Source organism: Gryllotalpicola reticulitermitis, from assembly GCF_042651345.1.
Classification (GTDB): Bacteria; Actinomycetota; Actinomycetes; order Actinomycetales; family Microbacteriaceae; genus Gryllotalpicola; species Gryllotalpicola reticulitermitis.
Window position 1 is genome coordinate 270938 of record NZ_JBHSCN010000002.1, and the last position, 14770, is coordinate 285707.

The 14770-nt window shown below is 70.4% G+C and carries 18 protein-coding genes; 9 read left to right on the forward strand and 9 right to left on the reverse strand.

Annotated features, from left to right (window positions below; translation table 11 throughout):
- Positions 1-130: 130 nt before the first annotated feature.
- A complete protein-coding gene (locus ACFOYW_RS01710; RefSeq protein WP_390226857.1) occupies positions 131-1129 on the reverse strand; it encodes a type IV toxin-antitoxin system AbiEi family antitoxin domain-containing protein in 999 nt (332 codons plus the stop codon).
- Between the two features lie 196 nt (positions 1130-1325).
- Positions 1326-1793, reverse strand: a complete 468-nt coding sequence (locus tag ACFOYW_RS01715) for a MarR family winged helix-turn-helix transcriptional regulator (protein WP_390226858.1) — start codon at positions 1791-1793, stop codon at positions 1326-1328.
- A gap of 48 nt (positions 1794-1841) precedes the next feature.
- Here ACFOYW_RS01715 and ACFOYW_RS01720 point away from each other — a divergent pair, with 48 nt between their 5' ends.
- On the forward strand, positions 1842-2051 hold the full coding sequence (locus tag ACFOYW_RS01720) for a hypothetical protein (protein WP_390226859.1): 210 nt from the start codon (positions 1842-1844) through the stop codon (positions 2049-2051).
- Between the two features lie 17 nt (positions 2052-2068).
- Here the strand turns inward: ACFOYW_RS01720 and ACFOYW_RS01725 are convergent, their stop codons facing one another.
- On the reverse strand, positions 2069-3085 hold the full coding sequence (locus ACFOYW_RS01725; protein WP_390226860.1) for an aldo/keto reductase: 1017 nt from the start codon (positions 3083-3085) through the stop codon (positions 2069-2071).
- Positions 3086-3127: 42 nt separating this feature from the next.
- Here ACFOYW_RS01725 and ACFOYW_RS01730 point away from each other — a divergent pair, with 42 nt between their 5' ends.
- Genes ACFOYW_RS01730 through ACFOYW_RS01740 form a run of 3 tightly spaced genes read left to right on the forward strand, consistent with a single transcriptional unit; the run spans position 3128 to position 5213 of the window.
- On the forward strand, positions 3128-4300 hold the full coding sequence (locus tag ACFOYW_RS01730) for an acyl-CoA dehydrogenase family protein (RefSeq protein WP_390226861.1): 1173 nt from the start codon (positions 3128-3130) through the stop codon (positions 4298-4300).
- A gap of 38 nt (positions 4301-4338) precedes the next feature.
- Positions 4339-5013 carry a hypothetical protein gene (locus ACFOYW_RS01735; protein ID WP_390226862.1) on the forward strand — a complete coding sequence of 225 codons (675 nt, stop codon included), beginning with the start codon at positions 4339-4341 and terminating at the stop codon, positions 5011-5013.
- Positions 5010-5213, forward strand: a complete 204-nt coding sequence (locus tag ACFOYW_RS01740; protein WP_390226863.1) for a DUF6186 family protein — start codon at positions 5010-5012, stop codon at positions 5211-5213. Before ACFOYW_RS01735 ends, ACFOYW_RS01740 begins: the two co-directional genes overlap by 4 nt.
- A gap of 19 nt (positions 5214-5232) precedes the next feature.
- On the opposite strand, the gene ACFOYW_RS01745 is transcribed toward ACFOYW_RS01740, so the two are convergent.
- The 4 genes from ACFOYW_RS01745 to ACFOYW_RS01760 form a co-directional block, all read right to left on the reverse strand.
- Positions 5233-5607 (reverse strand): RNA-binding S4 domain-containing protein, encoded by a 375-nt coding sequence (locus tag ACFOYW_RS01745; RefSeq protein WP_390226864.1) that lies wholly within the window; start codon positions 5605-5607, stop codon positions 5233-5235.
- A complete protein-coding gene (locus ACFOYW_RS01750) occupies positions 5607-6575 on the reverse strand; it encodes a ribokinase (protein WP_390226865.1) in 969 nt (322 codons plus the stop codon). The genes ACFOYW_RS01745 and ACFOYW_RS01750 overlap by 1 nt, the downstream gene beginning before the upstream one ends.
- Positions 6576-6651: 76 nt before the next feature.
- Positions 6652-8094 carry an FUSC family protein gene (locus tag ACFOYW_RS01755; RefSeq protein ID WP_390226866.1) on the reverse strand — a complete coding sequence of 481 codons (1443 nt, stop codon included), beginning with the start codon at positions 8092-8094 and terminating at the stop codon, positions 6652-6654.
- 6 nt (positions 8095-8100) lie between these two features.
- Entirely contained in the window at positions 8101-8568 is a 468-nt protein-coding gene (locus tag ACFOYW_RS01760; protein ID WP_390226867.1) for a GyrI-like domain-containing protein, read from the reverse strand.
- 38 nt (positions 8569-8606) lie between these two features.
- On the opposite strand from ACFOYW_RS01760, the gene ACFOYW_RS01765 reads away from it, so the two are divergent.
- The 3 genes from ACFOYW_RS01765 to ACFOYW_RS01775 are packed head-to-tail and all read left to right on the forward strand — an operon-like array spanning position 8607 to position 12468.
- Positions 8607-11279 (forward strand): MGH1-like glycoside hydrolase domain-containing protein, encoded by a 2673-nt coding sequence (locus ACFOYW_RS01765; RefSeq protein WP_390226868.1) that lies wholly within the window; start codon positions 8607-8609, stop codon positions 11277-11279.
- Positions 11280-11333: 54 nt separating this feature from the next.
- Entirely contained in the window at positions 11334-11621 is a 288-nt protein-coding gene (locus tag ACFOYW_RS01770; RefSeq protein WP_390226869.1) for a GNAT family N-acetyltransferase, read from the forward strand.
- A 52-nt stretch (positions 11622-11673) separates the two neighbouring features.
- Positions 11674-12468 carry a N5-glutamine methyltransferase family protein gene (locus ACFOYW_RS01775; protein ID WP_390226870.1) on the forward strand — a complete coding sequence of 265 codons (795 nt, stop codon included), beginning with the start codon at positions 11674-11676 and terminating at the stop codon, positions 12466-12468.
- A 12-nt stretch (positions 12469-12480) separates the two neighbouring features.
- On the opposite strand, the gene ACFOYW_RS01780 is transcribed toward ACFOYW_RS01775, so the two are convergent.
- Positions 12481-12936, reverse strand: coding sequence for a VOC family protein (locus tag ACFOYW_RS01780; protein ID WP_390226871.1), 456 nt, complete (start codon positions 12934-12936; stop codon positions 12481-12483).
- Between the two features lie 149 nt (positions 12937-13085).
- On the opposite strand from ACFOYW_RS01780, the gene ACFOYW_RS01785 reads away from it, so the two are divergent.
- Both ACFOYW_RS01785 and ACFOYW_RS01790 read left to right on the forward strand, forming a co-directional pair.
- Entirely contained in the window at positions 13086-14069 is a 984-nt protein-coding gene (locus ACFOYW_RS01785; protein ID WP_390226872.1) for a zinc-binding dehydrogenase, read from the forward strand.
- 40 nt (positions 14070-14109) lie between these two features.
- On the forward strand, positions 14110-14463 hold the full coding sequence (locus ACFOYW_RS01790) for a hypothetical protein (RefSeq protein WP_390226873.1): 354 nt from the start codon (positions 14110-14112) through the stop codon (positions 14461-14463).
- Positions 14464-14597: 134 nt separating this feature from the next.
- Here ACFOYW_RS01790 and ACFOYW_RS01795 read toward each other — a convergent pair whose 3' ends face one another.
- Entirely contained in the window at positions 14598-14741 is a 144-nt protein-coding gene (locus ACFOYW_RS01795; RefSeq protein WP_390226874.1) for a hypothetical protein, read from the reverse strand.
- Positions 14742-14770 lie beyond the last annotated feature (29 nt).

A 14770-nucleotide genomic window follows, 5' to 3' on the forward strand; every position in this document is an offset into this window, starting at 1 on the left:
CGCGCCCCTCCCCGCGCGCCGCGTCTTCGCGCCCGCGCAGCCGGCGGAAACTGTGCCCGAATCGCGCAGCTGTGCCCAGTGCAGCGGACGCACTTGCGCCGTCCGGACACTATTTGCCATACCAGCGCAATCAGATCAGGGGCCGCCGCACCACACGGATGCCGAGCCGCTCGAGCTTCGGGCGCAGAAGGCGGCGCGGCGCGCGAGCCTCGCGCCAACCCCACCGCGTGAAACCGTTGCCTTCGTCACGCAGGAAGTCCTCCCGGACCTTCTCGGCGAACACGATCTCCGCGGGCTCCAGTTCGCCGCGAACGTCGTCGTTCAGGTACTTCATCATGCCGTCGAACTCGCCGATCGACGGCGGCCGGGTGGGTGACCGGGGCCACTTGAAGTCGACCTCGTAGTAGCCGCTCGGATGCCGGTGCCGCACCTGAAGGTCGGGCATCTCGAAGCCGAGCTGAAAGATCCCGACGCGGCTGAGCGACTCCCCGGCGCTTCCCGACCTTCCGTCGGCGAACTCGAGCACGGCCTCGGCGCGTGCCGCCCCGCGGGCACTGTTGGAGCGCTCGAGCACCTCACGAACGGCGTCCTTCGTCAGCCGTTGCCCCGCGGTCGCGCGTCGCGACAATGCGTGGTCGAGCGCGATCACGGATGCGGTGAACGCCGGCGTGCGCGCCAGATCCGCGAGCGTGCGAGCCGCTGTCGTGACGTAGTGGTCGCCCCACGGGACCACATCGGCGGCATCGAATGCAGATCGATGCACGATCACGCCGTTCTTGCTGCGTCGCGCCGAGCTCGGAGGCTCCAGCAATTCGACCACCCCCGGCCAGCCGTCGATCACGGGAAGGTCCCAGATCGCCAGCGCCGCGAGCCCCGTGAACACCACCTGTCCCTTTCGCGTCTCGGCGACGGCAAGAATCTGGTCCAGGTAGCGTCGCCGCAACTCGGGATAGCGCTCAGCGCGATCAACGAGTTTGAGCGGAACAGGCGCCGGACGGGCGACGCCGCGGCGCACCCGCTCGAGGTCGCCGGCGCGAACGCGTCGCGAGAGGTCCTGATGCGAGATCGGCGCGAGGGGCCCCCGGACGGCACGGATCAAACGCGCACGGTCGGGTTGCGGTGCGGTCATCCGGCAATTGTGCGGCGGCGCTCGCGTCGGGCGTCGGGATTGTCCACAACGGTGCCGCCGACTGTGCCCGAATGGCCGTGGACAGTGCCCGATCGGCGCAATAGTGCCCCCTACAGCGGGCACAGTTGCGCCATTCGGACACATCGCCGCGCGGGGATGGGTGGGTGGGTGGGAGGGAAGCGGCGCGCGGCGGGCGCTACGCGGGCACCGTGTCGACCGCCGCGATGACGCGGTGCAGCGCGTCGCGAAGGTCGCCGAGCTCGTCGGCGCTCATGCGCAGCAGGCCCATCACGGCGGGCGGGATCTCGAGCGCCCGCGACCGCAACTCCCGCCCGGCGGGCGTCAGCTCGACCCGCAGCGCGCGCTCGTCCTCCGGGTCGCGGCCGCGGCGCAGGTAGCCGATCGCCTCGAGCCGCTTGAGCAGCGGCGACAGCGTGGCCGGCTCCAGCCGCAGCGCCTCACCGAGCGCGCGCACCGAGTGCGGGCCGCGTTCCCACAGCGTGAGCATCACGAGGTATTGGGGATGCGTGAGACCGAGCGGCTCGAGCAGCGGCCGGTACATGCCGATGACACTGCGCGAGGCGACGGCCAGCGCGAAGCACACCTGATTCTCGAGTTTCAGAAGATCGTCGGACGAGTTCACCCGCTGGGCTGCATCGGACATATGATGAGTGTACAGATAGTTAGTGTGCTAATCATTAGGAGGCACAGCGTGGCGAAGGGCTTCTGGGGCTTCTATCAGCGGGCGAACGCGGTCGTGCGCACGTTCACCGGCCCCGCCGACATCGGCGCAGGGCACCCCGAACCGCCCGACGTGCGGCGCGCGGATGCGAGCTGCCCGATCTGCGGCAAGCCGATGGACACGCACACCGTGGTCCGGGCATCCGATCAGCGCGAACCGACCCGCCTCGTCTGCCCCTGACCTCTACCCGAGCACCCTCACCACTTCGAATGGACCGTCGCCCGGAAGTACTGGTCGTAGATCGCCCGCACGCGCGCATTGAACTCGGCGCCCAGCTCGGGCACGGATGCCGCGGCGGCATTGCCCAGCGCCTGATCGGGGTTCCGCGCCCCCGGGATCACCGTCGAGACCCCCGCCTGCTGGGCCACCCACGCAAGCGCCGCCTTGGCCGGCGTGAGCAGCGCGTGGTTCTCGACTTTCCACTCCTCACGCAGCTCGGTGACGAGCTCGGAGAACTCGTGCGCGGCAGCGACCCCGGCCTCGAAGTCGACGCCGGAGAAGGTCTCGCCCTGATCGAACGCCTCGCCGTGGCGGTTGTAGTTGCGGTGATCGGACTCGGGGAAGGTCGTGTCCTTCGTGTACCGGCCCGAGAGCAGACCCGACGCGAGCGGCACTCGCGCGATGATGCCGACGCCTGCCGCCTTGGCCGCCGGCAGCACCTCGTCGAGCGGCTTCAGCCGGAAGGCGTTCAAGATGATCTGCACTGTCGCGACGTTCGGCCGCGCGATCGCGATCAGCGCCTCGGCTGTCGTCTCGACGCTGACCCCGTAGTTCGCGATGACGCCCTCTGAGACCAGCTGGTCGAGCGCGTCGAAGACCTCATCGTTCGAGTAGACGGGCGTCGGCGGGCAGTGCAGCTGAACCAGGTCGATCGTGTCGACGCGCAGATTCGAGCGCGAGCGGTCGAGCCAGCTGCGGAAATTGGCCAGCGTGTAGTTCTCGGGGACCTGGTCGGCGCGGCGGCCCATCTTCGTGGCCACGGTGATTCCGCCGTCGGGGTGCGAGGCCAGGAACCGCCCGATCAGCGACTCGCTGCGCCCGTCGCCGTAGACGTCGGCGGTGTCGAAGAACGTGACGCCTGCCTCGACGGATGCTTCGAGCACGGCCAGCGCGTCGGCCTCGCTCACGTTGCCCCAGTCGGTGCCGAGCTGCCACGTGCCGAGTCCGATGACGGAGACGGAACGCCCCGTCCTTCCGAGCGTCCTTAGCTGCATGGGTTCTACTCTATGTGGGGCGTGCGGACTAGCTTGAAGAGCGTGGCCGAACTCATTCCTGGCGTCTCCCTGCTCTCCGACGAGCTGCTCGCACGCATCCGTTCGCGCGCCGCGCGCTACGACCGTGACAACGCGTTCTTCACGGAGGATCTCGACGAGCTCGCCGAGGCCGGGTATCTGAAGGCCTTCGTCCCGGCCGGCTACGGCGGGCTCGGCATGACGCTCGCCGAAGTGGCGCGCGAGCAGCAGCGGCTCGCCGGGGCAGCCCCGGCGACGGCGCTCGCCGTCAACATGCACCTCGTGTGGACGGGCGTGGCGAAGGTGCTGCGCGACCGTGGCGACGACTCCCTCGATTTCGTGCTGCGCGAGGCGGGCGCCGGCGAGGTGTTCGGCTTCGGCATCAGCGAGGCGGGAAACGACCTGGTGCTGTTCGGGTCGACGACGGATGCCTCGCCGCAGCCCGACGGCGGCTACACCTTCACGGGAACCAAGATCTTCACCTCGCTGTCGCCCGGGTGGACCCGGCTCGGCGTCATGGGGCTCGACTCGACGAGCGAGGACGCGCCCCGCGTCGTCTACGGCTTCATCACGCGTGACGCCGTTGCGGACGGAACCGTCGAGATCAAGGACGACTGGGACACCGTCGGCATGCGCGCCTCGCAGTCGTGCACGACCGTGCTCAAGGGCGCGTACTCCCCCGCCGACCGCATCGTGCGCCGGCTGGCGCCGGGCCCGAGCCCCGACAGCCTCATCTTCGGCATCTTCGCCAACTTCGAGGTCCTGCTCGCCTCGGTCTACGCGGGCATCGGCGCGAGGGCGCTGGAGCTCGCCGTCGAGACGGTGAAGCGACGCACGTCGCTGCGCACCGGGAAGCCGTATGCGCAGGATCCCGACATCCGATTCCGCATCGCTTCAGCCGCGATCGAGCAAGACGCGCTCGCGCCGCAGATCCATGCCGTCGCGAACGACGTCGACAATCTCGTGAACCACGGCGGCATGTGGTTCCCGAAGCTGGTCGGCGTGAAGATCCGCGCGACGGAGACCGCGCGCGAGGTCGTCGACAAGGCGGTCCGCGTGTCGGGCGGCTCGTCGTACTTCAGCTCGTCCGAGCTGGGGCGCCTGTACCGCGACGTGCTCGCGGGCATCTTCCACCCGTCCGACGACGAGTCGGCGCACAACACCGTCGCGAACGCATGGCTGGGACCGATCGAGTAACACCTGACAGAGAACAGCGCCGTGCCACCCGGTGGCTGGTGACGGATGCTCCGTGGCTCTTCGTGCTCGTCGCGGCCGGATCGTTCCAGATCGGTCGCGGCGCGCCGATCGAGGGCATCCCGTTCGTACTCGGCGCGGCCGCACTGGTCGCGGACGAACTCGGCTGGCTGCGCGCCGTCGATCGCACGTTCGGCACGCCGCGTGCGCCCGGCTGGGTCGTCGCGGTCGCGATCACCGTGAGCGCCGCCGTGATCGGGATCGCGCCGGAGTTCGGGTGGGTCGCGGCGCTCCTCGTCGCAGCCGGCGGCGCGGCGGCGATCCGGCCGATGTGGGGGCGGCGCCCGGCGTTCGTCGTAGACGAGGACGGCCAGCGAGGAATCCGCCGCGCCGCCATCTGGTGGGCAGGCATCGCGATCGCGCTCTGCCTCTGGGAGCTCGCGTCGTTCTTCCTCGGGCTGCCCTCCGCGCGCGCCGACTGGGAGCACCCGGCCCTGTCCGATCTCGTGAAGCCCGCCATCGACGCGCCGTTCGCACGAGCGGTGCTCTTCGGTCTGTGGGTTGCCGTCGGCTGGGCGTTCGCGCGCCGCGGGTGGAGCGCTTCCGACGACGTGGCGGATTCCGGCGAGCCGCACCGTTCGGACGAGTCGGGCGCCGAGCCGGCTTCGGGCAGGGACGCCGATGCGGATGCGGTGAACGGCAGTGCTGCCTCATGATGCGCGACCTCACCATCGCCGGCTACGTCGCGATCGGACTCGCAGGGGTCGCGCTGGCGGTCTTCTCGCGCGTCCGGCCGCGGCGGATCGCGCCGCTGGGCAAGGCGCTCGGCCGCGTCTTCGCCTCCCGCCCCGCCCGGGTCGTACTCACCGTGTTCTGGTTCTGGCTGGGCTGGCACTTCTTCGTCGCGGGCGCCTGAGGACGCGCGCCGGCAGGCCCTAGTGCCCCCGGAGCCGCTCGATCGCGCGGCGGTCGCGTTTGGTGGGACGCCCCGCACCCCTCTCGCGCACGACGGGGGCTGCCCGCTCCTCCTTCGGCGGGAGTGCCGGTGTGCGGTCGTCGACGGCCGTCGCCGCGATCGCAGCCCCGACGCGCTTCGTGAGCAGCTGCTTGGCGAACACGATGTGCTCGCGGTCCGTGACTGCGCGCACCTCGTCCCCCACTTTGACGGGCTGCGCCGGCTTCGCGCGCTCCCCGTTGACGCGGATGTGCCCTGCCTTCGCCGCGTCCGTCGCCGCCGAGCGGGTCTTGTAGAGCCGCACCGACCACGCCCACACGTCGACCCGCACGCTCGACGGCTGTTCCGCGGCCATCAGCGCTCGGAATCCGTGATCGCGTAGCCCGCCCCGGCAGCGGAACGTTCCGAACCGGCAATCGCGCGGGCCAGCTCGTCGCGGTCGGCGTAGGACGCCTGCGCGCCCCGGCGCGTGGTGCTGAGGGCAGCCGAGACGGATGCCTGGCGCGCGGCATCCGCGAGGGAGTCACCGGCGGCGAGCCGCAGGGCGAGCGTGCCGGTGAAGGCGTCCCCAGCACCGGTGGTGTCGACGGCGCTCACCGGGGACGGCTCGATCTGTGCGGCTGCCGGCCCGTCCACGGCGACCGAGCCCTGCGCGCCGAGAGTCACGACGAAACGCGTGACGCCGTGCGGTGCGAGCGCCTCGCGCAGAGCCGGGGCGCCGTCGACCGCCACGAACGACTGGGCCGGCCCGAGCAGCTGCCCGGCCTCCAGCTCGTTGACCACGAGCACATCGACCGCATCGAGCAACTCGTCGGGCAGCTCACGGAACGGCGAGGGGTTGAGAATGACCGTCGCGCCGGCGGCGTATGCGCGCACAGCGGCGTTCACGACGACCTCCATCGGCACCTCCAACGACAGGCAGACGACGCTGGCTCCGTCGTATGCCGCGTCGGGAATGTCCCCCGGCGAGATCGCACCGTTCGCTCCGGGGATCAGGATGATCGCGTTCTCGCCCGCCTCGTCGACGGGGATGATCGCCTGACCGGTGCCGACGGCCGGCAGCACGGCGACGAACGCGACGTCGACGCCGTCGGCCTTCGCGCGGTCGCGGAGCATCCGCCCTGCCTCATCGTCGCCGACGGCGCCGACGAGCCGCACTCGGCCGCCGAGGCGGGCCGCCGCGACCGCCTGATTGGATGCTTTGCCACCCGGTGACGTCTCGACGTCACGGCCCGCGACCGTCTCACCGGGGGCGGGCAGCTTGGCCACTCGGATTCCGAGGTCCGCGTTGAGGGCCCCGACCATGACGATGAGTTCGGTCACGCCTCAAGGAAAGCACGACCACCGCAGGCTGCGCAGAAGCGGCGGCGCCCCATGACACGCCGGTGCGCCATTCCTTTCACTGCGCGTCACTGCGCGACTTCTCGACGCGGCCGGCCCCGCGAAATGCGAGCAGGAGCTCGCGGACCGACCCGAGTTCGGCGCCCAGCTCGGCGCCGAGCTCGCGCGATGGGGTGAGGGCGAAGCCCTCGAGGCTCTCGCCCAGCGCCGTCGCGCGATCGATGAGGTCGGCGGTGCGACGCGCTGCCGGGCTGCGGCCGGATGTCACGAACCGCAGGGCATGGAACGGCGGCGCCAGCTGTCGTACGCGCGCCGAGGCGTCCGGCACCCGTGCGCGCAGCTCCGGATACGCGGGGTCGGAACGATCGGCGGTGAGGATCTCGCGCCCGAGACCGAGCAGATCCGCCGTGCGACGTCGCACCACATCGATCGAGCGCACCGGCACGACGAAGTAGCTGGCCGCGATCGCGACCGCGCCGCCGATCAGGATCGCGAGCAGCCGCTCGCCGAGGAACGACACACCGCCCTCGCCGAGGTACCCGTAGAGCAGGGCGAGCGCGCCCGTCATCGCCGCGGCCCACCACGCGTAGCTCGCCGGGCGCAGCAGCGCGCCGATGCCGAGCACGACGAACATGGCGACCAGCGCACCCGAGTCGCCCGGATCGAACAGCGTGCCCACGGCAGTCGCCAGGATCGTGCCCACCCCGGCCCCGACGAGTCGCTGCACGCCCTTGTAGACGACGTCGGCCCGGCCGCGGTTTCCGCTGTTGACGATGAACGCCGTGAGCACGAGCCACCCGAGGTGTGCGGGCAGCAGCCACCAGCCGAGCAGGATCGCCGCCGCGAGTGAGATGGCGAGATGGATCGCCATGCGATCGCTCGCCGCGAGCCTGCGCGAGCCGGCTGCGGGCCGGCCCCTCGTCGCGAGCGCAGCTCGCTCCCCGGTGGGCGCGGCGGCGGCCGAGGCGGAGACGAGCCACCCGAGCACCGAGCCCCACGCCACCGCGATCAACGCGGCGAGCGCGCCCCACCACACGCCGGCGCCGCGTGTGATCGCCGCAGCGGGCGTGACGAGCGACGCGATGAACGGGAAGGACCACAGGGAACCGAGCCGGGTCCAGACGGGCCCGAACCGCCGGACCCAGATCGCGAGCACGAGCGGCACGCCGATGAGCGCGAAGCCGAGCTCAGGATCGTCCGGCACGAGCCGCCCGAGCACGGTGCCGAGCAGCGCGACGAGGGGCACCATCGCCAGCCGGGCGAGCCACAGCGCCCACGCCGGCATCCGCTCACCCCCGCCGGCGCCTGCTGCCGACCGTCTCTCGTCGCTGCGCACGATGGACAGCGCGATGATCACGCCCGAGATGCACAGCTGCACCACGAGCGCGTCGTGGCGCGCGAAGTACGCGATCGTCCAGAACGAGAGCAGCGCCGCGACGACTGAGGCGACGGCGAAGCGCGCGCCGTCTCGGACCCGCGCCCCGAACGGGCTGCTGTTCACGGGCCGCTATTCGAAGGGCAGCTCGAGGCGCGTGACCCACTGCTCCTCGGGCAGCGGCCGCGCCTTCACATGCACCTCGCGTGCGTAGCCGGCCGAGTGGCCACCGTGCTCGTGCACCCAGTCGAAGAGCTCGTTCCACGACTCTCGAATGCCGGCCATCGGCCCGTAGTGGATCCCCACGGCGACGTTCTCGGCCCCGTCGAGCACGACCGGGGAGATCTCGCCGAAGGCGTTGCCCTCGACGATGTAGCCGACCCAGACGCGCTGGCTGTGCTCGCCGAACTCGCCCGTCATCCGCTCGTACCACGCGACGCCCGTCTCGGGCGGCTCGACGCCGATCTCGATCAGGCGGCCGGCCAGCAGGTCGAAGAGGCGGTACGTGACCGGCGGGATCTGCTCGCGCGGAATCGGCGCCGGACCTGACGACATGGCATAGACGTGGAGCGGCTCAACCTTCTCGATGCGGATCTCCATCGACGACCTTCCCCGCTGCAGTGAATATCATCCGAGGTATGGCCGCCGATCAGCGCACCCCCGAACACCAGCGTGTCGAAGCGGCCGATTCCGGGCAAGCGGAATGGCGCGATTGGGGTCCCTATGTCGCCGAGCGCGCCTGGGGAACCGTTCGCGAGGACTACAGCGCCGATGGCGATGCGTGGCGCTTCTTCCCCTACGACCACGCGCGCAGCCGCGCGTACCGCTGGAACGAGGACGGCATGGCCGGCTTCTGCGACCTGCAGCAGAACTGGGTTCTGTCGCTCGCGCTCTGGAACGGCCGCGACGACCACCTGAAAGAGCGGATGTTCGGCCTCGCCGGGCCTGAGGGGAATCACGGCGAGGACGCGAAGGACTACTGGTGGTATCTGGACGGCACGCCGACCCACTCGTGGCAGAGCTGGCGCTATCACTACCCGCAGGCCGCGTTCCCCTATGAGGAGCTGCGTGCCGAGAACACGCGGCGCGGCGTGCTCGAGCCCGAGTACGAGCTGGTCGACACGGGCGTGTTCGACGAGAGCCGCTACTGGGTCGTCTCGGCCGACTACGCCAAGGCGGGTCCGCACGATCTGCTGCTGCGTCTGACCGTCGAGAACGCCGGCCCCGCTCGGGCGACGATCGACGTGCTGCCCACGCTCTGGTTCCGCAACACCTGGAGCTGGGAGGTGCCGACGGGCGAGAAGCCGGTGATCGCCCAGGGCGACGGCGCGCTGCTCGCGGGTCCGCTGACGCTGGCGTATGAGACGGCGGATTCCTCAGCCGGCGTCGCCGCGACCGAGACGCTGTTCTGTGACAACGAGACCAATGCGGTGAAGCTGTTCGGCGAGGGCGCCACGAACCTGTCGCCGTACCCGAAAGACGGCATCAACGACCACGTCGTGAGCGGGGCGGCGACGGTCAACCCGGGCAGGACCGGCACGAAGGCATCCGTCCGCTACACCCTCACGCTCGACCCGGGTGAGACGCGCGTGCTGCGCCTGCGCCTCAGCGACAGCGGCGGGCGCCCCGGCTTCGACGACTTCGACGTCCTGGTCGCGCAGCGGCAGGCCGAGGCCCACGCGTTCCACGACAACGTCGCGCCCGCCGGGCTCGACAACGACCGCAAGCGCGTGCTGCGGCAGGCGCTCGCCGGTCTCACCTGGTCGAAGCAGTTCTTTCACTACGACGTGCGGCGCTGGCTGACCGGCGACCCGGCGTACCCCGCGCCGCCGGCCGGGCGCGGGAGCATCCGTAACGGCGCGTGGCAGCATCTCGCGGCCAAAGACGTGATCCTGATGCCGGACGCATGGGAGTACCCCTGGTTCGCCGCGTGGGACCTCGCCTTCCACTGCATCACCTACGCGCACATCGACCCCGAGTTCGCGAAGAGCCAGCTCGTGCTGCTGCTGCGCGAGTGGTACACCCACGCGAGCGGCCAGCTGCCCGCGTACGAATGGGACTTCGGCGACGTGAACCCGCCGACGCAGGCGCGCGCCGCGCTCGCGGTGTTCCGCCTCGACGGCGGCACCGACTTCACCTTCCTGGCCCGCGTGTTCCACAAGCTCATGATGAATTTCACCTGGTGGACGAACACGAAGGACGCCGGCCAGGACGACCTGTTCGAGGGCGGGTTCATGGGCCTCGACAACATCGCGCCGGTGAACCGCTCGAATCTGCCGCCCGACGCCGGCCGCATCGAGCAGGCCGATTCGACGGCCTGGATGGCCGTGTATGCGCTCGACCTGCTCGAGATGGCCCTGACGCTCGCGCATCATGAGCGGGCCTACGAAGACGTGGCGGTGAAGTTCTTCGAGCACTTCACGCGCATCGCGCAGGCCGCGAACGACGAGGGGCTATGGAGCGAGGAGGACGCGTTCTACTACGACGTGCTCACGACGCCGGACGGTTCCAAGCATCCCTTGCGGGTGCGGTCGCTCGTCGGGCTCGTACCCGTCACGGCGTCGCTCGCGCTCGACGGCATCGCAGACGGTCTGCCCGAGTTCCAGGCATCCGTTCGGAATTTCCTGCGCCGGCAGCCGGGTGCCAGCGAGACCGTGACGTTCGCCCCGCGCGCCTCGGCGCCGGAGCAGCGCGAAACGTCGACGGCACCCCACCTGCACCCGCGCGGCGGCGGCACGACGCTGCTCGCGCTGGTCAGCCCGGAACGGCTCGAGCGGGTGCTCGCCAACGTCTTCGATGAGAGCGGGATGCTGTCGCCGCACGGCATCCGCTCGATCTCCGCCTGGCATCGGGACCACCCGTTCCACATCTCGATCGCCGGTGTCGACAGCCAGGTGGACTACGAGCCGGGCGAGTCGACGAGCCACCTGTTCGGCGGCAACTCGAACTGGCGCGGACCGGTCTGGTTCCCCCTGAACGCCCTCATCATCGACTCGCTGCGCGACTACGAGAGCAACCTCGGCGAGTCGCACACGGTCGAATTCCCCGCCGGCACCGGCCGCCGGCTCGGCCTCGGCGACGTTGCCGACGAGCTCGCCGAGCGACTCATCTCGATCTTCCTGCCGGGGCCGGACGGAGCACCGCGCCCGTCGGATGCGCGGTACCCGCTGCTGTCGACGGATGCGCGCTGGAAGGACCAGCTGTTCTTCTACGAGTACTTCCACGGCGACACCGGTGAAGGGCTCGGTGCGAGTCACCAGACCGGCTGGACGGCGCTCGTCGCTCACCTGATCCTGCGCACGAAGTCCTAGACGACGAGCAGTGCGACCGGGCGCGAGGCGCGCATGCAGGCTTAGGCTCGAACGGTGAGCAGCGAGCTGATCCACGACACCGACGCGCACCGCTACGTCCTCAAGATCGACGGCAAACTCGTCAGCGCCGCCGACTACACCGTCAACGGCGACCGCATCTCGTTCACGCACACCTTCACCGACCCGCGGCAGCGCGGCGCGGGCTTCGCGGCCCAGGTCGTCGACTTCGCGATCGACGACATCGAACGCAACGCGCCCGACGCGAAGGTGGTGCCGATGTGCTGGTACGTCGCGAAGTGGTTCGACCAGCACCCCGAGAAGTCGGGGCTGCTCGCTGCCTGACGACGACGCGGCCCATGCTGAGCTGATCGCGCGCCTGCGTGCGGCGGGCTGCGTGTTCGCGGAGGACGAGGCCGAGTTGCTGCGAACGGCGACCTCGGATGCCGGCCAGCTCGAGCAGCTCGTGACCCGGCGCGTCGACGGCGAACCGCTCGAGTACGTGCTCGGCTGGGCCGAGTTCGCGGGCCTGCGGCTGCGAGTCGCGCCCGGGGTGTTCGTGCCCCGGCGACGCACCGAGCTGCTGCTGCGCCTAGCGCTCGCCTCGCTCCGCGGCGACCCGAGCCTCCCCCACGCGCAGAGCAGCCGGCGCGCGGAGCCCACACCGCGCGCTGAGGGGTCTGCCCAAGCACGCGAGGCGCCACACGTGCTCGAGCTCTGCTGCGGCGTCGCGCCCGTCGCGACGGCGGTTGGGGCGCGGATGCCTGAGGCATCCGTCATCGCCGCCGACATCGACCCCGACGCGGTCGCCGTCGCCACCGAGAACCTCGCGCCGCTCGGCGGCCGAGCGATCGAGAGCGACCTGTTCGCGGCGCTGCCCGCAGGGACGCAGTTCGATGTGATCGTGGCGAACGCGCCCTACGTGCCGAGCGCAGAACTCGTGCACATGCCGCGCGAGGCGCGGGAGTTCGAGCATACGATCGCGCTCGACGGCGGCCCCGACGGGCTTCTGCTGCACCGCAGCATCGCGGCCGATGCGGCGGCCTGGCTGTCCCCCGGCGGCGTGGTCCTCGTCGAGACCAGTCGCCGGCAGGCAGACGCCGACCGTGAGATCTTCGCGACGCACGGCTGGCGCGTCGAGATCGTGCGCGATGACGACCTCGACGCGACCGCCGTGCGTGCGATGCGCTGACCGCCCTCGTGGCTAGAGGTTCGTCGATTCCGTGTGCAGGGCGCTCGCGTCGCTCGGAACCTCGGGAGCGCTGAAGTCGAACATCCAGCTCATGCCGAACTTGTCGGTCACGCTCCCGTAGTAGTCGCCCCACGGAGCGAGGTCGAGCGGCATGCTGACCTGGCCGCCTTCGGCGAGCTTGGCCCAATAGTCGCGGCCGGTGTCGAGGCCGCTCGCGTCGCCCGAGAAGCAGAGGGAGATGCTCGAGCCCTGGGTCAGGGGCATGGACTCGGGCACGTCGGCGCCCATGAGCGGCACCGGGCCGTCGATCTGCGAGTGCATGACCTCGTCGGGGTTGACCCCGTCGGTCATATTGCCCTCGGCGAACGTGGTGACGTTGAGCTCGCCGCCGAAGACGGACTGGTAGAAGCCCATCGCCTCGCGGGCCTGGCCGCGGAACGAGAGGTAGGGAGTGAAGCTGACGGACATTTTCGTGCCTCCTGAGCAGATAGGAATGGCTTCTGTCGCGCACATGATCGCGCTGGGTGCGGGGCGCGGCAAGAGGCAGTTTCCAGGGCGTTCGCCGGCCGTGTCGGCGCCCCGGCGTAGGGTGAGCGGACCGAATCGGGGAGGATCGCGTGCGCGCTGCCGTCGCTGTTGCACAGAGCATGGAAGACCCGCTCGCGGGCCTGTCGCTGGAAGAGGTGGCCACGCCGCAGGCGCAGCCCGGCTGGACCCGGATTCGGGTGCGGGCGGCCTCGCTCAACCCGCATGACATCTGGACGCTGCGCGGTGTCGGTCACCCCGCCGAGCGGATTCCGATGGTGCTCGGCTGCGACGGCGCGGGCGTGACCGATGCGGGTGACGACGTCGTCATCCATCCGGTGCTCGGCGACCCGAACCGCGGCGGTGGTGACGTCACTTTCGACCCCCGTCGCGCGCTGCTCACCGAGACCGTGAACGGCGCGCTGGCCGAATACGTGCTCGTGCCCGACAGCTGCGTGGTTCCGAAGCCCGAATGGCTGAGTTTCGAAGACGCTGCGACCCTCGGCATCGTCTGGGGAACCGCCTATCGCATGCTGTTCACTCGCGCGCGGCTGCGGGCGGGCGATCGCGTACTCGTGCAGGGCGCCTCGGGCGGGGTCGGCAGCGCGGCGATCTCGCTGGCCCGCGCCGCCGGTGCGAGGGTGTTCGCGACGGCGCGCACGCAGGCGAAGCGCGACTTCGCGCTCGCGGTCGGCGCGCACGAGGTGTTCGAGTCGGGCGCGCGACTGCCCGAGCGGGTCGACGTGGTCGTCGACACCGTCGGCGAGGCCACGTGGGGCCACTCGCTGCGCTCGCTGCAACCGGGCGGCACGATCGTCACATGCGGGGCGACGACGGGGAACATGCCGCCTGCCGAGCTCAACCGCATCTTCTTCCAGCAGCTCTCCGTCGTCGGCTCGACGGGCTCGACGCGGTCCGAGTTCGAGGCGCTGATCAGGTTCCTCGGCGCCGCCGGCATTCGTCCCCACATCGACTCGGTGCTGCCCTTCGATGAGGTGCGCTCGGGATTCCAGCGGCTCATCGACGGCGACGTGCGCGGAAAGCTCGTCGTGTCGGCTCCCGACGCTCCGCGCTGATTGCACCGGCGGCGGCGCATCCATCGGTACCGTCTAGTCGATGGCGCTAGAGGTCACCGAAGTCGAATTGATGCTGAAGCGGAAGAACCGCCTCGCCGAAGAGCGCAAGGCGGTCGATTTCCGCGCCATCGAGTCCGACAAGCGGGCAGAAGCAGAGGCGATGCGGGAACGCGGGCGCGAAGCATCCGCTCGCTCGCCGCAGATCGCCAGAATGCGTGCGACGGATGCTCGCCGCCTCGACTCCGAGGCGGACCGGTGCGCCGCCGAGGCGGCCCGCGCCGACGAACGAGCCAAGCGTTTCGCGCTCGACGAGGAGCTCATCGCGGTGAGGCTCTCCCACGCCGCGCCGTCCGCTGCGCTCGCCGACGACAACTCCGACTGGCAGATCATTTAGCCGATCGTTCACCGACGGGCTCTTGCGCGGCCGCAAGCTGAAAGCCCGCCATGCGGTCGCCTGGCATCAACCCACAAAACTGTGATTACCGGCCAAGTTGAGCACTTTGTGAGCCGAGGAGTGGAACTCTTGGTTCAGAGGCCCCGCTCGTGGTCGGACGAGCGGGGCCGCTTCATGCCCCGATCGCGGCCCGACTCGAAGGCCGTCTTCACCACGGCCCACGCCGCCATTGCGAGCGCCGCGAGCGAGATCGCGGCCGCGATGTAGACGATGCCCATGCGCGCAGCATACGCGCGTACTGGCTTCT